We start from the raw sequence: 20,364 nt of genomic DNA on the forward strand, positions 1-20,364 counted from the left end.
AGCCAAATTTCTCAGGTGCCCGCGCGGATGGCTTGGTAGCTTAGGGCGATCACGCCCACCCGGCACCTGAGCAAATCGCCAATTATTGAGGCCTCGCTATGACCACTTCCACTGCAATACGCCGACTTGATGCCGCTGACTCAGACTTTGCACGGCATCTGGATCATCTGCTGAGCTGGGAAAGTGTGTCTGACGACTCGGTCAATGAACGCGTTCTCGACATTATCAAGGCGGTGCGTGAGCGCGGTGATGCGGCGCTGGTGGAGTTCACTCAGCGTTTCGACGGCCTTGAAGTCGCCTCCATGGCGGAGCTGATTCTGCCCCGCGAGCGCCTGGAACTGGCCCTGACCCGCATCACTGCGGCGCAACGCGAAGCGCTGGAAAAGGCCGCCCACCGGGTGCGTATCTACCACGAAAGGCAAAAACAGGACTCCTGGACCTACACCGAAGCCGACGGCACGGTGCTGGGCCAGAAGGTCACGCCCCTGGACCGTGCGGGTCTGTACGTGCCCGGTGGCAAGGCGTCTTATCCGTCTTCCGTGTTGATGAATGCGATTCCGGCCAAAGTGGCTGGCGTAGCTGAAGTGGTCATGGTTGTGCCAACGCCTCGTGGCGAACTGAATGAGCTGGTACTCGCGGCAGCGTGCATCGCGGGCGTCGATCGGGTGTTTACCATCGGCGGCGCTCAGGCAGTGGCCGCGCTGGCCTATGGCACCGAAAGCGTACCTAAGGTCGATAAAGTCGTCGGCCCCGGCAACATCTATGTCGCCACCGCCAAGCGTCATGTCTTCGGCCAGGTGGGTATCGACATGATCGCCGGCCCTTCGGAGATTCTGGTGGTATGCGATGGCCTGACCGATCCAGACTGGATTGCCATGGACCTGTTCTCCCAAGCCGAGCACGACGAAGACGCCCAGGCGATCCTGATCAGCCCGGACGCCGAGTTCCTCGACAAAGTGGCGGCGAGCATCGCGAGGTTAATGCCGACCATGGAGCGCGCCGAGATCATCAATACCTCGATCACCAGCCGTGGGGCCCTTATCAAAGTGGCCGACATGCAGCAAGCCATTGACGTGGCCAACCGCATTGCGCCTGAACACCTTGAGTTGTCGGTGGCCGACCCCGAAGCCTGGTTGCCGCAGATTCGCCACGCGGGTGCGATCTTCATGGGGCGTCACACCAGCGAAGCACTGGGCGATTATTGCGCCGGTCCGAACCACGTATTGCCAACCTCAGGCACTGCGCGGTTCTCGTCGCCATTGGGTGTCTACGACTTCCAGAAACGTTCGTCGATTATTTATTGCTCAGAGCAAGGTGCCTCCGAGTTGGGCAAGACTGCCTCGGTACTGGCGCGCGGTGAGTCACTGACCGCCCACGCCCGCAGCGCCGAATACCGGATTGCCGACAATAAAGAACAGGGAAAAAAAGCATGAGCAAATTCTGGAGTCCTTTCGTCGGCGATCTGGTGCCTTATGTGCCGGGCGAGCAGCCGAAGCTGACCAAGTTGGTCAAGCTCAACACCAATGAAAACCCTTACGGCCCTTCGCCAAAAGCATTGGCGGCGATGCGCGCCGAGCTGTGCGACGACCTGCGCCTGTACCCGGACCCGAACAGCGACCTGCTTAAGCAGGCGGTGGCCAAGTATTACGGCGTGCAGGGCAAACAAGTGTTTCTCGGCAATGGGTCTGATGAGGTGCTTGCTCACGCATTCAATGCGTTTTTCAAGCACGATCTACCGCTGCTGTTCCCGGACATCAGCTACAGCTTCTATCCGGTGTATTGCGGTTTGTACGGCATCGACTTCACCGTAGTGCCGCTGGACGAGCAGTTCCAGATCCGTATCGAAGATTACGCACGGCCTAACAGCGGCATCATCTTTCCTAATCCGAATGCACCGACCGGTTGCCTGTTGGCGCTGGACGTCATAGAGCAATTGCTCAAGGCCAATACCGAATCGGTGGTGGTGGTCGACGAGGCATACATCGACTTTGGCGGCGAAACCGCTATCAGTCTGGTGGATCGTTACCCGAACCTGCTGGTTACCCAAACCTTGTCCAAGTCGCGTTCGCTGGCGGGGCTGCGGGTGGGCTTGGCGGTGGGGCATCCTGACCTGATCGAGGCATTGGAGCGGGTCAAGAACAGCTTTAACTCTTATCCACTGGATCGTCTGGCGATTGTCGGCGCGACAGCGGCGTTTGAAGACCGTGAGTATTTCGAGACCACCTGCAAGGCAGTCATCGACAGCCGTGACGCGTTGGTCGAGCAGTTGAAGAGCAAAGGCTTCGATGTGTTGCCCTCGGCGGCTAACTTCATCTTCGCTCGCCACCCGCAGCATGATGCAGCGGATCTGGCAGCGAGGTTGAGGGAGCAGGGCGTCATCGTCAGGCACTTCAAGCAGGAGCGTATCGCGCAGTTCCTGCGGATCAGCATCGGTACGCCAGAGCAGAATCAGGCATTGCTGGATGGGTTAGGCGGTCTCTGATTTTAGAAAGAAACCGTGCAGCCGCTGTGGGAGCGAATTCATTCGCGAATGAATTTACTCCCACAGCATAGCTATAGCTGACCTATCAGATCATTGTTCTTCGACGGGTGTTGAGAGCGGCGGCGGACGCAAACCGACTTCTGCGGTGAGTTTGAGTTCTTTGCCGTTGCGCATGACATCGATCGCAATCTTGTCGCTCGGCTTGGTGCGCGCTACCTGGTTCATTGAGCGGCGACCATCGCCAGCCGGTTCGCCGTCGATGCTTAGAATCACGTCGCCCAGTTGCAGGCCGGCTTTTTGCGCGGGCCCATCGCGGAAAATACCGGCCACCACGATGCCAGGACGGTCTTTCAGGCCGAACGACTCAGCCAGTTCCTGGGTCAGCGGCTGAACTTCAATCCCCAGCCAGCCGCGAATCACTTGACCGTGCTCAATGATTGCCTTCATCACCTCAAGCGCCAGTTTGGTCGGGATCGCAAAGCCGATGCCTTGCGAGCCGCCGGACTTGGAGAAAATCGCCGTGTTGATCCCGGTCAGATTGCCGGCGGCATCCACCAGCGCACCGCCGGAGTTGCCAGGGTTGATCGCGGCATCGGTCTGAATGAAGTCTTCGTACGTATTGAGGCCCAACTGGTTACGCCCGGTGGCGCTGATAATGCCCATGGTCACGGTCTGGCCGACGCCAAACGGGTTGCCGATGGCCAGCGCTACGTCGCCGATGCGGATATTGTCTGAAAGGGCGATGGTGATCGCGGGCAGATTTTTCAGGTCGATTTTCAGGACCGCCAGATCGGTTTCTGGATCGCTACCGATTACCCGGGCCAATGTTTCACGGCCATCCTTGAGCGCCACAACGATTTGATCAGCACCGGCGGTCACGTGGTTGTTGGTTAGCAGGTAGCCTTCGGGGCTCATGATCACCGCTGAACCGAGGCTCGACTCCATCCGCTTTTGTTTGGGCAGGTTGTCGCCAAAGAAGCGCCGGAACTGAGGGTCTTCGAACAACGGATGGTTGGACTTGTTGACGACTTTGGTGGTGTACAGGTTGGCCACGGCGGGCGCGGCGATGATGACTGCATCGGCATAGGACACCGGGCCCGGCTGTACCGTGGACGACTGCGGCGCTTGTTGTAGATTGACGTCTTGGCTGGGCAACCCCACCCATTGCGGGTAGCGCTGAATAACCAGCAGAGCGATGAGCACACCAGCCAGCAAGGGCCAGCCGAAGAAACGCAGTGCCTTGAGCATTGAACAAAGTCCTGATGATTGCCAAACGCAGCAGCTTTTTGCCTGGGCTGCGCCATAATGGCGGGCATTATACGAGTACCGAGCAGCGCTGAACTGCATATTTAGGAGTCTTTTATGGCTGTTGCCCTGAGCACCCTGGTCGAGGAAGCGGACCGTTATCTGAGCAGTTCGCGGATCCAGGATTACTGCCCCAACGGTTTGCAGATAGAAGGCCGCCCGCAAGTGATGCGCATCGTCAGTGGCGTCACCGCCAGCCAGGCCTTGCTTGATGCTGCGGTCGAGGCTCAGGCGGATCTGATTCTTGTTCATCACGGCTATTTCTGGAAGGGTGAGAACCCTTGCATTACTGGCATAAAGCAGCGTCGTCTGAAGACCTTGCTCAAACATGACATCAGCCTGTTGGCTTACCACTTGCCGCTGGATCTGCACCCTGAGGTCGGTAATAACGTGCAACTGGCTCGCCAGTTGGACATCACCGTCGAAGGCCCGCTGGACCCGGATAATCTACGTGTCGTCGGGCTGGTCGGTTCGCTGGCCGAGCCCATGACGCCACGCGACTTTGCCCGGCGAGTGCAGGAGGCGCTGGGTCGGGAGCCGCTGTTGATCGAAGGCAGCAAGATGATTCGTCGCGTCGGGTGGTGCACCGGGGGTGGTCAGGGTTATATCGATCAAGGGGTGCTGGCCGGTGTCGATCTGTACCTCAGTGGCGAGGCATCGGAGCAAACGTTCCATAGCGCACGGGAAAACGACATCAGTTTTATCGCCGCGGGTCACCACGCGACCGAGCGCTATGGTGTTCAAGCGCTGGGTGATTATCTGGCGCGACGCTTTGCACTGGAGCATCTGTTCATAGATTGTCCTAATCCGATTTGAAGACCCAAACGAGGCGATCTATTCATATATCGTTTCGATCTAGCTGGCCCCCTGAATAGAAGCAGGCCCTGTGCTAGAGTGCCCGGCTCGAACACGGCCCGCTGGCCGTCCATCCGTACGTTTTCGTGAGTAGCTATGGTCGACAAACTGACGCATCTGAAACAGCTGGAGGCGGAAAGCATCCACATCATCCGCGAGGTCGCCGCCGAGTTTGATAACCCGGTGATGCTGTACTCCGTCGGTAAAGACTCCGCCGTCATGCTGCACTTGGCGCGCAAGGCGTTCTTCCCGGGCAAATTGCCGTTTCCGGTGATGCACGTCGATACCCGGTGGAAGTTCAAGGAGATGTATAGCTTTCGCGACCGCATGGTCGAAGAACTGGGTCTGGATCTGATCGTGCACGTCAACCCAGACGGCGTGGCGCAGGGGATCGGCCCGCTGACCCATGGCAGCTCCAAGCATACCGACATCATGAAGACCGAAGGCCTCAAGCAGGCCCTCGACAAGTACGGCTTCGATGCCGCGTTTGGTGGTGCTCGCCGCGATGAAGAGAAGTCCCGCGCCAAAGAGCGTGTGTATTCCTTTCGTGACAGCAAACACCGTTGGGACCCGAAGAATCAGCGTCCCGAGCTGTGGAACGTCTACAACGGCAAGGTCAACAAGGGCGAGTCGATCCGCGTGTTCCCGTTGTCGAACTGGACCGAGCTGGACATCTGGCAGTACATCTACCTCGAAGGCATCCCGATCGTACCGCTGTATTTCGCGGCCGAGCGTGATGTGATCGAGATGAATGGCACCCTGATCATGATCGACGACGAGCGCCTCTTGAATCACCTCAGCGATGAGGACAAGGCACGCATCGTCAAGAAGAAGGTGCGTTTCCGTACACTCGGCGACTACCCGTTAACGGGCGCGGTTGAGTCAGAGGCAACCAGCCTCACGGACATCATTCAGGAAATGCTCCTGACGCGAACGTCCGAGCGCCAGGGCCGAGTCATCGATCACGATGGCGCCGGTTCCATGGAAGACAAGAAACGTCAGGGCTATTTCTAAACAGGGTGTCTCACATGTCGCATCAATCAGAATTGATCAGCGAGGACATCCTCGCCTATCTGGGCCAGCACGAACGCAAGGAACTGCTGCGCTTTCTCACCTGCGGTAACGTCGACGACGGCAAAAGCACGCTGATCGGCCGCCTGCTGCATGACTCCAAGATGATCTACGAAGATCACCTGGAAGCCATTACCCGCGACTCGAAAAAAGTAGGCACCACTGGCGATGATATCGACCTGGCGTTGCTGGTAGACGGCCTGCAAGCCGAGCGGGAGCAGGGCATCACCATCGATGTCGCTTATCGCTATTTTTCCACCGCCAAACGCAAATTCATCATTGCCGATACCCCGGGCCATGAGCAGTACACTCGCAACATGGCCACCGGCGCTTCGACCTGTGACCTGGCGATCATTCTGGTGGACGCCCGTTATGGTGTGCAGACCCAGACCCGCCGCCACAGCTTCATCGCTTCGCTGTTGGGCATCAAACACATCGTCGTCGCCATCAACAAGATGGACCTGAAGAACTTCGATGAAGGCGTTTTCGAGTCGATCAAGGCAGATTACCAGAGCTTTGCCGATGGCATCGCGCTCAAGCCGACCACCATGCATTTCGTCCCGATGTCCGCGCTCAAAGGCGACAACGTGGTCAATCACAGCGAGCGCTCGCCGTGGTACACCGGCCAGACGTTGATGGAAATTCTCGAGACCGTAGAGTTTGCCGCCGATCGCAACTTCACCGACCTGCGTTTTCCGGTGCAGTACGTCAACCGTCCGAACCTGAACTTCCGTGGTTTCGCCGGTACCCTGGCCAGCGGCATCGTGCACAAAGGCGATGAGATCATCGTGTTGCCGTCCGGCAAGACCAGCCGGGTGAAGTCCATCGTCACCTTCGATGGCGAACTGGAACACGCCGGTCCAGGCCAGGCCGTGACCCTGACCATGGAAGACGAAGTCGACATCTCCCGTGGCGACCTGCTGGTGCATGCGGACAGCATTCCGCAGATCACCGACAGCTTCGACGCGATGATGGTGTGGATGGCTGAAGAGCCGATGCTGCCGGGCAAGAAATACGACATCAAGCGCGCTACCAGCTACGTGCAGGGCTCTGTTGCCAGCATCACCTACAGGGTCGACGTCAACACCTTGGCCGAAGGCCCGGCCAGCGCACTGCAGTTGAACGAAATCGGTCGGGTCAAGATCAGTCTCGACAGCGCGATTGCGCTGGATGGCTATGACAGCAACCGCACCACGGGCTCTTTCATCGTCATCGATCGTTTGACCAACGGCACCGTCGCCGCCGGTATGATCATCGCCCGCCCAGTCGTTATCGGTGGTAGCCACCACGACCACAAGGCTCACGTCGCCACTGAAGAGCGTGTGCGCCGTTTCGGTCAGCAGCCTGCCACGGTATTGTTCAGCGGCTTGTCCGGCGCTGGCAAAAGCACCCTGGCCTATGCCGTGGAGCGAAAACTGTTCGACATGGGCCGTGCGGTCTACGTGCTTGACGGCCAGAACCTGCGTCACGACCTGAACAAAGGTCTGCCGCAGGACCGTGCCGGGCGTACCGAAAACTGGCGACGTGCCGCGCACGTGGCGCGTCAGTTCAACGAAGCGGGCTTGCTGACACTGGCGGCATTCGTTGCGCCAGATGCCGAAGGTCGCGAGCAGGCTAAATCGCTGATTGGCGACGATCGCCTGATCACCGTTTACGTCCAGGCTTCGCCAGCGGTCTGCCGTGAGCGTGATCCTCAGGGCCTGTATGCCGCCAATGGCGACAACATCCCGGGTGAGTCCTTCCCGTATGACGTGCCATTGAATGCCGATCTGGTGATCGACACTCAGTCGCTGTCACTCGACGACAGCGTCAAGCAAGTCCTGGAACTGCTACGTAGCCGCGGCGCGATCTAATCGCTGTCCGCTGACAAAAACCCTGCGAAGGAGTGATTCTTCGCAGGGTTTTTTATTGCGTGTGAAAGATGCCGAAGCAGGCTCGGTCTCGATTCTGCCCGGAGGGCGTAGGAGCGAATTTATTCGCGATCGACTGCGCAGCGGTCGCGGCGCTGGCCTGGCTCGTCGCGGCGATCCTGCTGGTGACGTTCTGGATTTGGTTTCATGGGTAACGCCAGAACCCTGTAGCCGGCTTGCAACTGCGCGTCCCACCCAAACAAAAAAACCGCCGTTCAATCTGAACGGCGGGCTTTTTGTAGTGCGTGAAGCTCAGTTCATTTTTTCAAACCGTAATGCTCATCGAGCATGCCGGGGGCATTCGGGGTTTTGGGCGCGTAATCCTTAGGCGCTTCTGAGTTGCGAGGTGGTGTCAGGCGGTCGCGAGGCGCTTGTGCGGCATCGGAGTGCAGACTGGCCAGCAACCGTTGACGGGTCAGCTCATCCAGTGCCAGGCGGTTGGCGCCATCGGCGAGATGATCTTGTACTTCCTGGAAATTCTGCGAAAGCTTGTTCACCAGGGTCGCCGAGCTGTTGAAGTGGGTAACCACCTCGTTTTGGTAATTGTTGAAGCGCTCCTGAACATCATCCAGCTGGCGCTGGGTGCTGTTGGGGGCGGCGTTGGGCAGCAGACGTGCGACCAGGAAACCAATGACGACTCCGGCCACCAGGGCAAGCGTCGGCAACAACCAAACTAAGAGCGAGAGTTCCACGAGTCCTTCCTCTATAAACGGCTTTGCTTTACGTTAACGGCTCGAACCTGCGCTGTATACCGCGATACGCTCACGGATATGCAAGTCACAGACTATCAGCTAGACGAGTCGACCCATTTCGAGGTCACGGAGTTCATTCTTGCTCATCCGCGAAACCCCTGTATTGATTGATGGCCCGGTAGGCCAGCTTGAAGCCCTTTACCTCGATCTGGAGGACGCCCGCGGTATGGCACTGATCTGCCATCCTAACCCGGAGCAGGGTGGAACCATGCTCAATAAAGTTGTGTCGACGTTGCAGCGCACTGCACGCGACGCCGGCTTGATCACCCTGCGCTTCAATTACCGCGGGGTCGGCGCCAGCGCTGGTACGCACGATATGGGCTCCGGCGAAATCGACGATGCCGAGGCTGCAGCGCACTGGTTGCGTGAACAACATCCGGAACTGCCGATAACGTTGTTTGGGTTTTCCTTTGGTGGTTTTGTGGCTGCAAGCCTGGGCGGACGCCTAGAAGCCAAGGGTGAACAGCTGAGCCAGCTGTTCATGGTGGCGGTGGCGGTGGCGCGTCTTGGTGATCAGCATGTATTGCCGCAGAACTGCCCGCTGACCCTGATTCAGCCCGAAGCCGACGAAGTGATCGACCCGCAAGTCGTCTATGCCTGGTCCGACGCGCTTGAGCGTCCCCATGAGCTGCTGAAAGTGGCAGAATGTGGTCACTTTTTTCATGGCAAGCTGACCAACCTCAAAGAGCTGGTCCTGCCGCGCCTTTCGAATTGATTGCAGCCACAAGCGCCTGACTCCATAGGCGCCTAACCCTATAAGCGACTAGCCATGACCACTCGTATCCTGACCGGTATCACTACCTCCGGCACGCCACACCTTGGCAACTACGCCGGCGCCATCCGTCCGGCCATCGTCGCCAGCCGCCAGAGCGATGCCGATTCGTTCTATTTCCTGGCCGACTACCACGCGTTGATCAAATGCGATGACCCGCAGCGCATTCAACGCTCGCGCCTGGAAATCGCGGCAACCTGGCTGGCTGCTGGCCTGGACGTGAATCGGGTCACTTTTTATCGTCAGTCGGATATCCCGGAAATCCCGGAACTGACCTGGCTGTTGACCTGCGTCGCGGCCAAAGGCTTGCTCAACCGCGCCCATGCGTACAAGGCTTCGGTGGACAAAAACGTCGAAGCCGGTGAAGACCCGGACGCTGGCATCACCATGGGCTTGTACAGCTACCCGGTGCTGATGGCGGCCGACATCCTGATGTTCAACGCCCATAAAGTGCCGGTCGGTCGCGACCAGATTCAGCACGTCGAAATGGCGCGCGACATCGGTCAGCGTTTCAACCATCTGTTCGGCAAGGGCAGGGAGTTTTTTGTCATGCCCGAAGCCCTGATCGAGGAAAGCGTTGCCACGCTGCCCGGTCTGGATGGTCGCAAGATGTCTAAAAGTTACGACAACACCATCCCGTTGTTTAGTAATCCCAAGGACATGAAAGAGGCAATCTCGCGCATCGTCACTGACTCGCGAGCGCCGGGCGAAGCCAAGGATCCGGACAATTCGCATCTATTCACGCTCTATCAGGCCTTCGCAACGCCTGAGCAAGGCGCTGAGTTCCGTTCTGAGCTATTGCAGGGGTTGGGTTGGGGCGAAGCCAAGCAACGCCTATTCCAGCTGCTGGACGGCGAGCTGAGCGAGGCGCGTGAGCGCTATCACGGGTTTATGGCGCGGCCGGCCGATCTGGAAGACATTCTTCTGGTGGGCGCAGAAAAAGCGCGCAGTGTTGCGACGCCGTTCCTCGGCGAATTGCGTGAGGCGGTCGGCCTGCGTTCTTTCCGCAGCGTTGTACAAAGCGCGGACAGCGGTAAGAAAAAAGCAGCCAAAGGTGCGCGTTTCGTCAGTTTTCGTGAAGACGATGGCAGCTTCCGTTTCCGATTGTTGGCGGCCGATGGCGAGCAGTTGCTGTTGTCGCGCAACTTTGCCGATGGCAAGACGGCAGGTGCCGTCAGCAAGCAGCTACAGCAGGGTGGCGAGTTGGATCTGCGCAGCGAGAATGACGGTTTTAGCGTATGGCTTGAGGGTGCCTGTGTGGCGGACAGCCCGCAGTTCGCCGACAGCGCAGCACGTGACGCAGCCATCGAAAACCTGAAACTGGCGCTGACCCCGCAATAGGTCTGATTGCCATTTTCAAGGGCCGTCGCTACAGTGGCGGCCCGTTTTTGTTGCCTTGCTAGCGAATATGACTCCCCTAGAACGATATCAAGCTGATCTGAAACGCCCTGACTTCTTTCACGATGCTGCACAGGAAAACGCTGTGCGTCATTTGCAGCGCCTGTACGACGATTTGGTCGCCGCGCAGGAAAGCAAGCCGGGCATGTTCGGCAAACTGTTCGGCAAGAAAGAACAAGTGCCCGTCAAAGGCGTGTATTTCTGGGGTGGTGTTGGCCGGGGCAAGACGTACCTGGTTGATACCTTCTTCGAAGCGTTGCCATTCAAGGCCAAGGTCCGCACTCACTTCCACCGCTTCATGAAGCGCGTGCATGAAGAGATGAAAACCCTCAACGGCGAGAGAAATCCGCTGACCTTGATTGCCAAGCGCTTCTCCGATGAGGCGCGGGTGATCTGTTTCGATGAGTTTTTTGTGTCGGACATCACCGACGCGATGATTCTCGGGACCTTGATGGAAGAGCTGTTCAAAAACGGCGTAACCCTGGTCGCTACCTCGAACATCGTGCCAGACGGCCTGTACAAGGACGGTTTGCAGCGCGCACGCTTTTTGCCCGCCATCGCCCTGATCAAGCTGAACACCGAGATCGTCAATGTCGACAGCGGTGTGGATTATCGTCTGCGTCATTTGGAGCAGGCCGAGCTTTTCCATTTTCCGCTCGATGCCGCCGCCGAGGAGAGCTTGCGCAAAAGTTTCCGCGCCTTGACCCCGGAATGTGTCATGGCGACCGAAGGCGACGTGTTGATGATCGAGAACCGCGAAATTCGCGCGATGCTGACATGCGACGACGTGGCCTGGTTTGATTTTCGGGAGCTGTGCGATGGCCCTCGCAGCCAGAACGACTACATTGAGCTCGGTAAAATTTTCCATGCCGTGTTGGTCAGCGGCGTCATGCAGATGAGTGTCACCACCGACGATATCGCCAGGCGCTTTATCAGCATGGTCGACGAATTCTACGACCGCAACGTCAAGCTGATCATCTCCGCCGAGGTGGAGCTCAAGGACCTGTACGCCGGTGGTCGCCTGAACTTCGAGTTCCAGCGCACCCTCAGCCGCCTGCTGGAAATGCAGTCCCACGAGTTCCTGTCGCGACCGCACAAGCCCTAAAGCAACCGCTTCGCAGGCAAGCCTGCTCCCACAGTGGATCGCGGTCACCTGTGGGGGCAGGCTTGCCTGCGAATCGCTTCACGCGATCAAGCCGCTTGCAAAAACTGTTGTCGATACTGGTTCGGTGACAGTTCGGTGTGCTGGCGGAAGAGCCGGGCAAAGAAGCTGGCGTCGTCGTAGCCCACGTCGTAACTGATGGTCTTGATGCTTTTGCGGGTACCGGAGAGCAGGCCCTTGGCGGTTTCGATGCGCAGCCGTTGCAGGTAATGCAGGGGCTTGTCGCCAGTGGCGGTCTGGAAGCGGCGCATGAAGTTACGGATGCTCATGCCGTGTTCGCGGGCGACGTCCTCGAAGCGGAATTTGTCAGCGAAATGCTCTTCGAGCCACTGCTGAATCTGCAAAATGATCACATCCTGATGCAGTTTTTGCCCGCCGAAACCCATTCGCCCCGGCGAATAATTGCGTTGCACCTCGTAAAGAATGTCACGGGCTACCGCTTGGGCGACATTGGCCCCGCAGAAGCGCTCGATGAGGTAGATGTAAAGGTCGCAGGCAGAGATCGTGCCGCCGGCGCAATACACATTGTCAGCGTCGGTCAGGTGCTTCTCCTGATTGAGCAGTACCGCGGGGAAGCGCTCGCCGAACTCATTGAAGAAACGCCAGTAAGTGGTCGCCTCCTTGCCGTCAAGCAGGCCTGCCTGTGCCAACCAGAACACGCCGCTGGCTTCGCCGCACAACACGGCGCCCTTGGCGTGTTGCTCGCGCAGCCATGGCAGCACTTGTGGGTAACGCTGGCAGAGTGCATCGAAGTCATCCCAGAACGCGGGCAGGATGATTACCTCACTCTGCTCCAGCCCGCCATCCACAGGCAGAATCACGTCGCTGAAACTGCGGACCGGGAGCCCGTCCGGGCTGACGATGCGGGTTTCGAAGGTTGTCTTGAGGCCTTGGCCGAGCTGTTTTCCGTAACGCAGGCTGGCAAGGTGGAAAAAGTCTTTGGCTTGCATCAGGGTCGACGCGAACACCCCTTCAATGGCCAGGATGCTGACGCGCCGCAGCGGCGCGGAGGGTTGGATAGACATAATTCTTTTGTTCTTATATGGGAAAGTGGTCAAGCAACGGCTGGATCGTCTTATTTTTTGGCGGATGTGTCCAGTGTCCTCGCGCAGGTCATGGGCTTAGGCTCTGGAGGCCCATCCGGGCTTACCCAATTTTTGCAGGTGCCGCATGATTCCTAGAACCCTGTTCAGTTCCGAGCACGAACTCTTCCGTAGCAGCGTGCGTAAATTCCTCGAGCGGGAGGCCGTGCCTTTTCATGCGCAATGGGAAAAACAGGGTTACATCGACCGCACGCTCTGGAACAAGGCGGGGGAGCAGGGGATGTTGTGCTCGCATCTGCCGGAGGAATATGGCGGCATGGCGGCTGATTTTCTTTACAGCACCGTGGTGATCGAGGAAGTTGGTCGGCTGGGCTTGACCGGCATTGGTTTTTCCTTGCATTCGGACATCGTTGCGCCGTACATCCTGCATTACGGCAGCGAAGCGTTGAAGCTCAAGTACCTGCCCAAGCTGGTGTCGGGCGAGATGGTGACCGCGATCGCGATGACCGAGCCGGGTGCGGGGTCTGACCTGCAAGGTGTGAAAACAACCGCTGTGCTGGACGGTGATGGGTACGTGATCAACGGCTCGAAAACGTTTATCACCAACGGTTTTCTGGCTGATTTGATCATCGTGGTGGCCAAGACCGACCCCAAGGCGGGCGCCAAAGGCATCAGTTTGTTCCTGGTTGAGGCTGATACACCGGGCTTCGCCAAAGGTAAGCGTCTGGAAAAAGTCGGGATGAAGGCGCAGGACACGTCCGAGCTGTTCTTTCAGGACGTGCGTGTGCCCAAGGAGAACCTCTTGGGGCAGGCCGGTATGGGATTCGCCTACCTGATGCAGGAATTGCCGCAGGAACGTCTCACCGTCGCCATAGGGGCCCTGGCGTCGGCTGAGGCGGCATTGGAGTGGACGTTGGCATACACCCGCGAGCGCAAAGCGTTCGGCAAGGCGATTGCCGAGTTTCAAAACACCCGTTTCAAACTCGCCGAGATTGCGACAGAAGTGCAGATCGGCCGCGTGTTCGTTGATCGTTGTCTGGAGCTGCATCTGCAAGGCGCGCTGGACGTGCCGACAGCCGCGATGGCGAAATATTGGTGCACGGACCTGCAATGCAAGGTGCTCGACGAGTGCGTGCAACTGCATGGTGGTTACGGCTTCATGTGGGAATACCCGATTGCCCGGGCCTGGGCAGATGCCCGGGTGCAGCGGATTTACGCCGGGACCAACGAAATCATGAAAGAGATTATTGCCCGGGCGTTGTAGGGCCGCTGCGTCAAGCCATTCGCGGTGGATCAGGAGAGCGATTTACGGCGCCGGGTTCGGGTGATCCTTGTGGATCTCATCGATAGCCGCCAGCACTTCATCGGAAAGATTCAGTTCGGCACTGGCGATATTGCTGTCCAGCTGTTCGAGGGTGGTCGCGCCGATGATGTTGCTGGTGACAAACGATTGGCGAGTGACGAAGGCCAGGGCCATTTGCGCCGGGTCCAGACCGTGCTCGCGCGCCAGAGCAACGTAACGGCTGCACGTTGCTTCCGATTGCAGGTTGAAATAGCGGGTAAAGCGGCTGTAAAGACTCAGGCGGCTTTTGGGTGGTCGTGCGCCGTTTTCGTATTTGCCTGACAGCATGCCGAAGGCCAGTGGCGAGTACGCCAGCAGGCCGCATTGCTCGCGAATGGCGATTTCTGCAAGGCCAATTTCGAACGTGCGATTGAGCAGGTTGTAAGGGTTCTGGATCGACACCGCCCGTGGCAGGCCGAGGCTGTCAGCCAATTGCAGAAACTTCATCGTGCCCCACGGCGTTTCGTTGGACAGGCCTATGTGGCGGATTTTGCCCGCCTTGACCTGCTCGTCGAGTGCGTCGAGCGTTTCTTCCAGGGGCGTGAAGTCATCTTCCTTGTGCGTGTAGCCCAATTGCCCGAAAAAGTTGGTGCTGCGCTCGGGCCAGTGAAGCTGGTACAGGTCGATGTAGTCGGTCTGCAGGCGCTTGAGGCTGGCATCCACGGCGGCAACGATGTGCTCACGATTGTGTTTGAGGATGCCGTCACGGATGTAATCAATGCCGTTCCCGGGTCCGGCGATCTTGCTGGCCAGAATCCAGTCGGCGCGATCACCCCTGGTTTTGAAGTAGTTACCGATGAACCGCTCAGTGGTGGCGTAGGTGTCGGCTTTTGGCGGTACCGGGTACATTTCCGCCGTATCGATAAAGTTGATCCCGGCAGCTTTGGCCCTTTCGATCTGCGCAAAGGCCTCTGGCTCGCTGTTCTGCTCGCCCCAGGTCATGGTGCCCAGGCACAGGGTGCTGACGTTCAGGTCGGTTCGGCCGAGTCGGCGGTAATCCATATTTTTCTCCCTTAATTGAGGTGAATCATAAAAGCAGGTTGAAATTTTTTTCGCAATCTGCATAATTCCGCAGCTCTTTGCAGTGGAAGTGATGCGCCGTCTGCCGAAGAATCTTGCCGTATTACGGACGCGCCGACCCGAGCCCCCGACAGCGTCTGTTTCCGGCTGCCTTTGACCTTGTCAAAGTACGCACTATTCAGTAAGATCCGCCGTCTAATTTATCAGGGCGGCCCCTGAGGCTATTAAAGAATGAAGACTTTTACTGCTAAACCGGAAACAGTTCAGCGCGACTGGTTCGTCGTCGACGCTGCTGGTCAGACTCTGGGTCGTCTGGCGACCGAGATCGCGAGCCGTCTGCGTGGCAAGCACAAACCGGAATACACTCCGCACGTCGATACCGGCGATTACATCGTCGTTATCAACGCTGAGCAAATCCGCGTTACCGGTGCCAAAGCCACCGACAAGATCTACTACTCACACTCCGGTTTTCCGGGCGGGATCAAGTCGATCAACTTTGAAAAGCTGATCGCCAAAGCCCCTGAACGCGTGATCGAGACCGCGGTTAAAGGCATGCTGCCTAAAAACCCGCTGGGTCGCGACATGTATCGTAAGCTGAAAGTCTATGCGGGCGCTGTACACCCTCATACTGCTCAGCAGCCCCAAGAACTGAAGTTTTAACGGAATAGTTCATTATGTCGGCGACTCAAAATTACGGCACTGGCCGTCGCAAGACCGCAACCGCACGCGTTTTCCTGCGTCCAGGTACCGGTAATATCTCCATCAACAACCGTACCCTCGAAGGGTTCTTCGGTCGCGAAACTGCCCGTATGGTAGTTCGTCAGCCGTTGGAACTGACCGAGATGACCGAGAAGTTCGACATCTACGTCACCGTTATCGGTGGCGGTGTAAGTGGTCAAGCTGGCGCAATCCGCCACGGTATCACTCGCGCTCTGATGCAGTACGACGAAACCCTGCGCGGCGCTCTGCGCAAAGCAGGCTTCGTAACTCGCGATGCTCGTGAAGTTGAACGTAAGAAAGTGGGTCTGCGTAAAGCGCGTAAGCGTCCTCAGTACTCGAAGCGTTAATTCGCTGCTACGTTCAAGAGCGCCCAGCTTCCTTTCGGAACTGGGCGTTTTTTATGGGCGTTTATTTAAGGTGTGACAACTTGCCACATCAGTAGGCGCCGCGTGTTATAAGGCTTCAGCCCGTTTCAGGATGGTAATTACCTTGTCAATCTAGGGGCTTTTCATTACCATTCGGCAAAATTTTTACACAGTTCAGAATTTTACTTAGTAGATGCCTGATTAAACAGGCCACAGAGCTGATGGGAGAGGAACGGAATGAGCAATGACGGCGTGAATGCAGGCCGGCGTCGCTTCCTCGTAGCAGCCACGTCCGTCGTGGGTGCTGCAGGAGCGGTGGGGGCTGCGGTCCCGTTCGTGGGGTCATGGTTTCCTAGTGCCAAGGCGAAAGCCGCAGGTGCACCGGTAAAGGTGAATATCAGCAAGGTCGAAGCAGGTCAGCAGATGATTGCTGAGTGGCGAGGTCAGCCGGTATTTATCGTCCGTCGTACCGAAGAGATATTGGGAAACCTGAAGAAGATCGAGGGGCAACTGTCCGATCCAAACTCCAAGAACTCAGTACAACCGACCTATGTAGATCCAGAAATGCGTTCGATCAAGCCAGAGATTCTTCTGCTGGTCGGAATTTGTACGCACTTAGGTTGTTCGCCGACATTCCGTCCTGAAGTCGCACCCGCTGACTTGGGCAAGGATTGGGTGGGTGGTTATTTCTGTCCATGTCATGGCTCTCATTACGATCTGGCAGGGCGCGTCTACAAATCGCAACCAGCCCCTTTGAACTTGCCAGTGCCGCCGCATTCCTATGAGTCGGACAATATTATTGTCATTGGCATCGATCAGGAGAAAGCGTCATGAGTAAGTTCATGGACTGGGTAGATGCGCGCTTTCCCGCCACAAAAATGTGGGAAGACCATCTCAGCAAGTATTACGCGCCAAAAAACTTCAACTTTTTCTACTTTTTCGGCTCGCTGGCATTGCTGGTGTTGGTCAATCAGATCGTTACGGGTGTCTGGCTGACCATGAGCTACACGCCTTCTGCTGAAGAGGCGTTTGCTTCCGTCGAATACATCATGCGTGACGTGGAATACGGCTCGATCCTGCGCCTGCTTCACTCCACGGGCGCCTCTGCCTTCTTTATCGTGGTCTATCTGCACATGTTCCGTGGCTTGCTCTACGGTTCGTATCAGAAGCCTCGGGAGTTGGTATGGGTCTTCGGCATGCTGATCTACCTGGCGTTGATGGCTGAAGCCTTCATGGGTTATCTGTTGCCTTGGGGTCAGATGTCCTACTGGGGTGCCCAGGTGATTATCTCGCTGTTCGGTGCGATCCCTGTGATCGGCGGCGACCTGACTCAGTGGATTCGTGGTGACTACCTGATTTCCGGGATTACCCTGAACCGCTTCTTTGCCCTGCATGTGGTCGCTTTGCCGATCGTCATTCTGGGTCTGGTGGTGTTGCACGTCCTGGCGCTGCACGAAGTCGGTTCGAACAACCCGGATGGCGTCGACATCAAGAAACACAAAGACGAAAACGGTATACCGCTGGACGGCATTGCCTTCCATCCGTACTACACCGTGAAAGATATCGTCGGCGTTGTGGTGTTCCTGTTCATCTTCTGCTCGATCGTGTTCTTCTTCCCTGAGATGGGTGGCTACTTCCTCGAGAAGCCTAACTTCGAAGTGGCGAACGCCTTCAAGACCCCAGAGCACATTGCTCCGGTTTGGTACTTCACGCCGTTCTACGCGATCCTGCGTGCGATTCCAGACAAGCTGATGGGCGTTATCGCCATGGGTGGTGCGATTGCCGTACTGTTCGTGTTGCCGTGGCTCGACCGTAGCCCGGTCAAGTCCATGCGCTACAAAGGCTGGCTGAGCAAGATCTGGTTGGTGGTGTTCTGTGTGTCCTTCGTGATTCTGGGTGTGTTGGGTGTTCTGCCGCCAACCCCAGAGCGCACGTTGCTGTCGCAGGTCTGTACATTCCTGTACTTCGCCTACTTCATTCTGATGCCGTTCTATACCCGGCTCGAGAAGACCAAACCGGTTCCAGAAAGGGTGACTGGCTGATGAAAAAGCTATTTGCTGTATTGATGTTTGCTCTTCTGCCTACTTTGTCCTTCGCGGCCGAACACGGTCCTGAGTTGGAAAAAGTCAATATTGACGTGGCCGACAAGGCCGCGATGCAGGATGGGGCGCGTACCTTCGCCAACTACTGCATGGGCTGTCACAGTGCCAAATTCCAGCGCTATGAACGCGTTGCGGACGATCTGGGCATTCCTCACGAACTGATGCTGGAGAAGCTGGTTCTCACGGGTGCCAAAATTGGCGACCACATGAGTATCGGTATGCAGCCTGCTGATGCGAAAGCCTGGTTCGGTGCGGCACCGCCTGATCTGACCCTGGTTGCTCGTGTTCGTGGTACTGACTGGCTCTACGGCTACCTGCGTTCGTTCTACGAAGATCCGTCGCGTCCTTGGGGCGTGAACAACAAGGTTTTCCCGAACGTCGGCATGCCAAACGTTCTGGTGGGCCTGCAGGGTCGCCAGGTTGTCGGTTGCAAGCAAGTGCAAGTGGTCGATGGAGGCAAGAAGCAATACGATTCGCTCACTGGCACTCCGTTGACTCACGAAGCCTGTGATCAGCTGACTGTGTTGCCGAAAACCGGTACGCTGAACGAAGAGCAGTTCGATGAGAAGGTCAAGAACCTGGTGACCTTCCTCGCCTACTCGGCGAATCCGGTGAAGCTGGAACATCAGCGCATCGGTACGTATGTACTGCTTTACCTGGCCTTCTTCTTCGTATTCGCTTATCTGCTCAAACGCGAATACTGGAAAGATGTCCATTGATCAAGTTGTAATCCCTGCTGTTGACGATGCGCGCCCTAGGGCGCCTCTTAAAGATAACGAGCGAGGGGGCAGGTAGGGCGAGGGCGGTCAGGTTGGGTCATTCATGTTCAATGGATGAGTCGCCGGGCCGCCTTCAACGGCCACCTGTCCCTGCGTAGTCGATATCGGAGGTGCCCTTTGGGCGCGCTCGTTTTTCTGCTTCTGAAAACTTTAACAAGCGAGGAGGACCGCCATGGGCGTGACCAACCGGTTGGCCTGTTACTCCGACCCCGCCGACCACTATTCTCACCGGGTGCGCATTGTGCTCGCCGAGAAAGGCGTCAGCGCTGAGATCATTGATGTCGTAGCGGGTCGTCACCCGCCAAGACTGATCGAGGTGAATCCGTATGGCAGCGTGCCAACCCTGGTCGATCGTGACCTGGCGTTGTACGAGTCGACGGTGGTGATGGAATATCTGGATGAGCGTTATCCCCACCCACCTTTGTTGCCGGTCTATCCGGTGGCCCGTGCCAATAGCCGTCTGCTGATTCATCGCATTCAGCGTGATTGGTGTGGTCTGGTGGATTTGATTCTGGATTCGCGCAGCAAAGAACCCGCTCGTGTTCAGGCGCGTAAAGAGCTGCGAGAAAGCCTTACGGGCGTCTCTCCACTGTTCGCCGACAAACCTTTTTTCCTCAGCGAAGATCAAAGTCTGGTCGATTGCTGTCTATTACCCATACTCTGGCGTCTTCCAGTCTTGGGTATAGAATTGCCGCGGCAAGCCAAGCCGCTGCTTGATTACATGGAGCGCCAATTTGCACGTGAGGCTTTCCAGACAAGTCTGTCTGGTACTGAACGTGATATGCGCTAAGGCTTAAGGAGCCGTTGATGAACTCCAGTCGCCCCTATCTGGTTCGCGCTTTGTATGAGTGGATCGTGGATAACGATTGCACCCCGCATATGCTGGTCAATGCGGAATACCCGTCTGTGCAGGTCCCTCAGGGCTTCGCCAATGATGGTCAGATTGTGTTGAACGTGTCGCCCAGTGCAGTGCGTCATCTGCACATGGATAACGACGCTGTCAGTTTCGAAGGCCGCTTCGGTGGCGTGCCGCATACGCTGTACGTGCCTATAGCTGCGATCCTGGGTGTTTACGCTCGGGAGAATGGTCAAGGCATGGTTTTCGATCTGGAGCCTTCCCTGGAGGGCGAAGAAGTCACCGAGCCGGATGACGACGGTCCACCACCGGGTAGCGAGCCACCGCGACCTACCGGCAGGCCCAGCCTGAAAGTGGTCAAGTAATCTGGAGCAGTCTGCGCCCATGATCCGTGGGAGCTGGCTTGCCTGCGAATAGCTTGGCGCGGTGT

Annotated in this window: 20 protein-coding genes; 16 read left to right on the forward strand and 4 right to left on the reverse strand. The window is 57.4% G+C overall.

Annotated elements, in window-relative coordinates:
* Positions 1–98 precede the first annotated feature (98 nt).
* Positions 99–1,433 carry a histidinol dehydrogenase gene (gene hisD, locus AC1ME2_RS18005; protein ID WP_480435659.1) on the forward strand — a complete coding sequence of 445 codons (1,335 nt, stop codon included), beginning with the start codon at positions 99–101 and terminating at the stop codon, positions 1,431–1,433.
* The gene (hisC, locus tag AC1ME2_RS18010) at positions 1,430–2,482 is read left to right on the forward strand and encodes a histidinol-phosphate transaminase (protein WP_480435660.1); all 1,053 of its coding nucleotides are present in this window, start codon (positions 1,430–1,432) and stop codon (positions 2,480–2,482) included. Before hisD ends, hisC begins: the two co-directional genes overlap by 4 nt.
* A gap of 90 nt (positions 2,483–2,572) precedes the next feature.
* On the opposite strand, the gene algW is transcribed toward hisC, so the two are convergent.
* Positions 2,573–3,730 (reverse strand): Do family serine endopeptidase AlgW, encoded by a 1,158-nt coding sequence (algW, locus tag AC1ME2_RS18015; protein ID WP_480435662.1) that lies wholly within the window; start codon positions 3,728–3,730, stop codon positions 2,573–2,575.
* Positions 3,731–3,844: 114 nt separating this feature from the next.
* On the opposite strand from algW, the gene AC1ME2_RS18020 reads away from it, so the two are divergent.
* From AC1ME2_RS18020 to cysN, 3 genes are all read left to right on the forward strand, one after another.
* On the forward strand, positions 3,845–4,603 hold the full coding sequence (locus AC1ME2_RS18020) for a Nif3-like dinuclear metal center hexameric protein (RefSeq protein WP_480435663.1): 759 nt from the start codon (positions 3,845–3,847) through the stop codon (positions 4,601–4,603).
* Positions 4,604–4,738: 135 nt separating this feature from the next.
* Positions 4,739–5,656, forward strand: a complete 918-nt coding sequence (gene cysD, locus AC1ME2_RS18025; protein ID WP_480435664.1) for a sulfate adenylyltransferase subunit CysD — start codon at positions 4,739–4,741, stop codon at positions 5,654–5,656.
* A gap of 14 nt (positions 5,657–5,670) precedes the next feature.
* Entirely contained in the window at positions 5,671–7,566 is a 1,896-nt protein-coding gene (cysN, locus tag AC1ME2_RS18030) for a sulfate adenylyltransferase subunit CysN (RefSeq protein ID WP_480435665.1), read from the forward strand.
* Between the two features lie 314 nt (positions 7,567–7,880).
* On the opposite strand, the gene AC1ME2_RS18035 is transcribed toward cysN, so the two are convergent.
* The gene (locus AC1ME2_RS18035; RefSeq protein ID WP_480435667.1) at positions 7,881–8,315 is read right to left on the reverse strand and encodes a Z-ring associated ZapG family protein; all 435 of its coding nucleotides are present in this window, start codon (positions 8,313–8,315) and stop codon (positions 7,881–7,883) included.
* Positions 8,316–8,454: 139 nt separating this feature from the next.
* Here AC1ME2_RS18035 and AC1ME2_RS18040 point away from each other — a divergent pair, with 139 nt between their 5' ends.
* From AC1ME2_RS18040 to zapE, 3 genes are all read left to right on the forward strand, one after another.
* Positions 8,455–9,090, forward strand: a complete 636-nt coding sequence (locus AC1ME2_RS18040) for an alpha/beta hydrolase (protein WP_480435668.1) — start codon at positions 8,455–8,457, stop codon at positions 9,088–9,090.
* 54 nt (positions 9,091–9,144) lie between these two features.
* A complete protein-coding gene (locus AC1ME2_RS18045) occupies positions 9,145–10,488 on the forward strand; it encodes a tryptophan--tRNA ligase (protein WP_480435670.1) in 1,344 nt (447 codons plus the stop codon).
* Between the two features lie 67 nt (positions 10,489–10,555).
* A complete protein-coding gene (gene zapE / locus AC1ME2_RS18050; protein WP_480435672.1) occupies positions 10,556–11,650 on the forward strand; it encodes a cell division protein ZapE in 1,095 nt (364 codons plus the stop codon).
* 86 nt (positions 11,651–11,736) lie between these two features.
* Here the strand turns inward: zapE and AC1ME2_RS18055 are convergent, their stop codons facing one another.
* A complete protein-coding gene (locus AC1ME2_RS18055) occupies positions 11,737–12,657 on the reverse strand; it encodes a GlxA family transcriptional regulator (RefSeq protein WP_480442200.1) in 921 nt (306 codons plus the stop codon).
* Positions 12,658–12,877: 220 nt separating this feature from the next.
* Between AC1ME2_RS18055 and AC1ME2_RS18060 the strand changes: the two genes are divergently transcribed.
* On the forward strand, positions 12,878–14,014 hold the full coding sequence (locus tag AC1ME2_RS18060; protein WP_480435673.1) for an acyl-CoA dehydrogenase family protein: 1,137 nt from the start codon (positions 12,878–12,880) through the stop codon (positions 14,012–14,014).
* Positions 14,015–14,056: 42 nt separating this feature from the next.
* Here the strand turns inward: AC1ME2_RS18060 and AC1ME2_RS18065 are convergent, their stop codons facing one another.
* On the reverse strand, positions 14,057–15,094 hold the full coding sequence (locus AC1ME2_RS18065) for an NADP(H)-dependent aldo-keto reductase (RefSeq protein ID WP_480435675.1): 1,038 nt from the start codon (positions 15,092–15,094) through the stop codon (positions 14,057–14,059).
* A gap of 249 nt (positions 15,095–15,343) precedes the next feature.
* Between AC1ME2_RS18065 and rplM the strand changes: the two genes are divergently transcribed.
* From rplM to AC1ME2_RS18100, 7 genes are all read left to right on the forward strand, one after another.
* Positions 15,344–15,772: a 50S ribosomal protein L13 gene (rplM, locus tag AC1ME2_RS18070; RefSeq protein ID WP_480435676.1), complete on the forward strand. Its 429-nt coding sequence runs from the start codon at positions 15,344–15,346 to the stop codon at positions 15,770–15,772.
* A gap of 14 nt (positions 15,773–15,786) precedes the next feature.
* A complete protein-coding gene (gene rpsI, locus AC1ME2_RS18075; RefSeq protein ID WP_480435677.1) occupies positions 15,787–16,179 on the forward strand; it encodes a 30S ribosomal protein S9 in 393 nt (130 codons plus the stop codon).
* 255 nt (positions 16,180–16,434) lie between these two features.
* Positions 16,435–17,031 carry a ubiquinol-cytochrome c reductase iron-sulfur subunit gene (gene petA, locus AC1ME2_RS18080; protein WP_480435678.1) on the forward strand — a complete coding sequence of 199 codons (597 nt, stop codon included), beginning with the start codon at positions 16,435–16,437 and terminating at the stop codon, positions 17,029–17,031.
* Complete coding sequence (locus tag AC1ME2_RS18085; RefSeq protein WP_480435679.1) at positions 17,028–18,239, forward strand: cytochrome b; 1,212 nt, start codon at positions 17,028–17,030, stop codon at positions 18,237–18,239. The genes petA and AC1ME2_RS18085 overlap by 4 nt, the downstream gene beginning before the upstream one ends.
* On the forward strand, positions 18,239–19,018 hold the full coding sequence (locus AC1ME2_RS18090; RefSeq protein ID WP_480435680.1) for a cytochrome c1: 780 nt from the start codon (positions 18,239–18,241) through the stop codon (positions 19,016–19,018). The genes AC1ME2_RS18085 and AC1ME2_RS18090 overlap by 1 nt, the downstream gene beginning before the upstream one ends.
* A gap of 232 nt (positions 19,019–19,250) precedes the next feature.
* A complete protein-coding gene (locus AC1ME2_RS18095; RefSeq protein ID WP_480435681.1) occupies positions 19,251–19,868 on the forward strand; it encodes a glutathione S-transferase N-terminal domain-containing protein in 618 nt (205 codons plus the stop codon).
* A 17-nt stretch (positions 19,869–19,885) separates the two neighbouring features.
* Positions 19,886–20,299 carry a ClpXP protease specificity-enhancing factor gene (locus AC1ME2_RS18100; protein WP_480435682.1) on the forward strand — a complete coding sequence of 138 codons (414 nt, stop codon included), beginning with the start codon at positions 19,886–19,888 and terminating at the stop codon, positions 20,297–20,299.
* Positions 20,300–20,364 lie beyond the last annotated feature (65 nt).

This window comes from Pseudomonas sp. ASL9, from assembly GCF_056680335.1.

Bases quoted from the DNA above. Each gene is read 5' to 3' on its own strand.
- AC1ME2_RS18065 (WP_480435675.1), bottom strand. From the start codon at position 15,094: ATGGATTACCGCCGACTCGGCCGAACCGACCTGAACGTCAGCACCCTG.
- AC1ME2_RS18060 (WP_480435673.1), top strand. From the start codon at position 12,878: ATGATTCCTAGAACCCTGTTCAGTTCCGAGCACGAACTCTTCCGTAGC.
- AC1ME2_RS18085 (WP_480435679.1), top strand. From the start codon at position 17,028: ATGAGTAAGTTCATGGACTGGGTAGATGCGCGCTTTCCCGCCACAAAA.
- cysD (WP_480435664.1), top strand. From the start codon at position 4,739: ATGGTCGACAAACTGACGCATCTGAAACAGCTGGAGGCGGAAAGCATC.
- AC1ME2_RS18100 (WP_480435682.1), top strand. From the start codon at position 19,886: ATGAACTCCAGTCGCCCCTATCTGGTTCGCGCTTTGTATGAGTGGATC.
- AC1ME2_RS18045 (WP_480435670.1), top strand. From the start codon at position 9,145: ATGACCACTCGTATCCTGACCGGTATCACTACCTCCGGCACGCCACAC.
- AC1ME2_RS18055 (WP_480442200.1), bottom strand. From the start codon at position 12,657: ATGCAAGCCAAAGACTTTTTCCACCTTGCCAGCCTGCGTTACGGAAAA.
- petA (WP_480435678.1), top strand. From the start codon at position 16,435: ATGAGCAATGACGGCGTGAATGCAGGCCGGCGTCGCTTCCTCGTAGCA.
- AC1ME2_RS18020 (WP_480435663.1), top strand. From the start codon at position 3,845: ATGGCTGTTGCCCTGAGCACCCTGGTCGAGGAAGCGGACCGTTATCTG.
- algW (WP_480435662.1), bottom strand. From the start codon at position 3,730: ATGCTCAAGGCACTGCGTTTCTTCGGCTGGCCCTTGCTGGCTGGTGTG.
- cysN (WP_480435665.1), top strand. From the start codon at position 5,671: ATGTCGCATCAATCAGAATTGATCAGCGAGGACATCCTCGCCTATCTG.
- rpsI (WP_480435677.1), top strand. From the start codon at position 15,787: ATGTCGGCGACTCAAAATTACGGCACTGGCCGTCGCAAGACCGCAACC.
- rplM (WP_480435676.1), top strand. From the start codon at position 15,344: ATGAAGACTTTTACTGCTAAACCGGAAACAGTTCAGCGCGACTGGTTC.
- AC1ME2_RS18095 (WP_480435681.1), top strand. From the start codon at position 19,251: ATGGGCGTGACCAACCGGTTGGCCTGTTACTCCGACCCCGCCGACCAC.
- hisD (WP_480435659.1), top strand. From the start codon at position 99: ATGACCACTTCCACTGCAATACGCCGACTTGATGCCGCTGACTCAGAC.
- AC1ME2_RS18090 (WP_480435680.1), top strand. From the start codon at position 18,239: ATGAAAAAGCTATTTGCTGTATTGATGTTTGCTCTTCTGCCTACTTTG.
- zapE (WP_480435672.1), top strand. From the start codon at position 10,556: ATGACTCCCCTAGAACGATATCAAGCTGATCTGAAACGCCCTGACTTC.
- hisC (WP_480435660.1), top strand. From the start codon at position 1,430: ATGAGCAAATTCTGGAGTCCTTTCGTCGGCGATCTGGTGCCTTATGTG.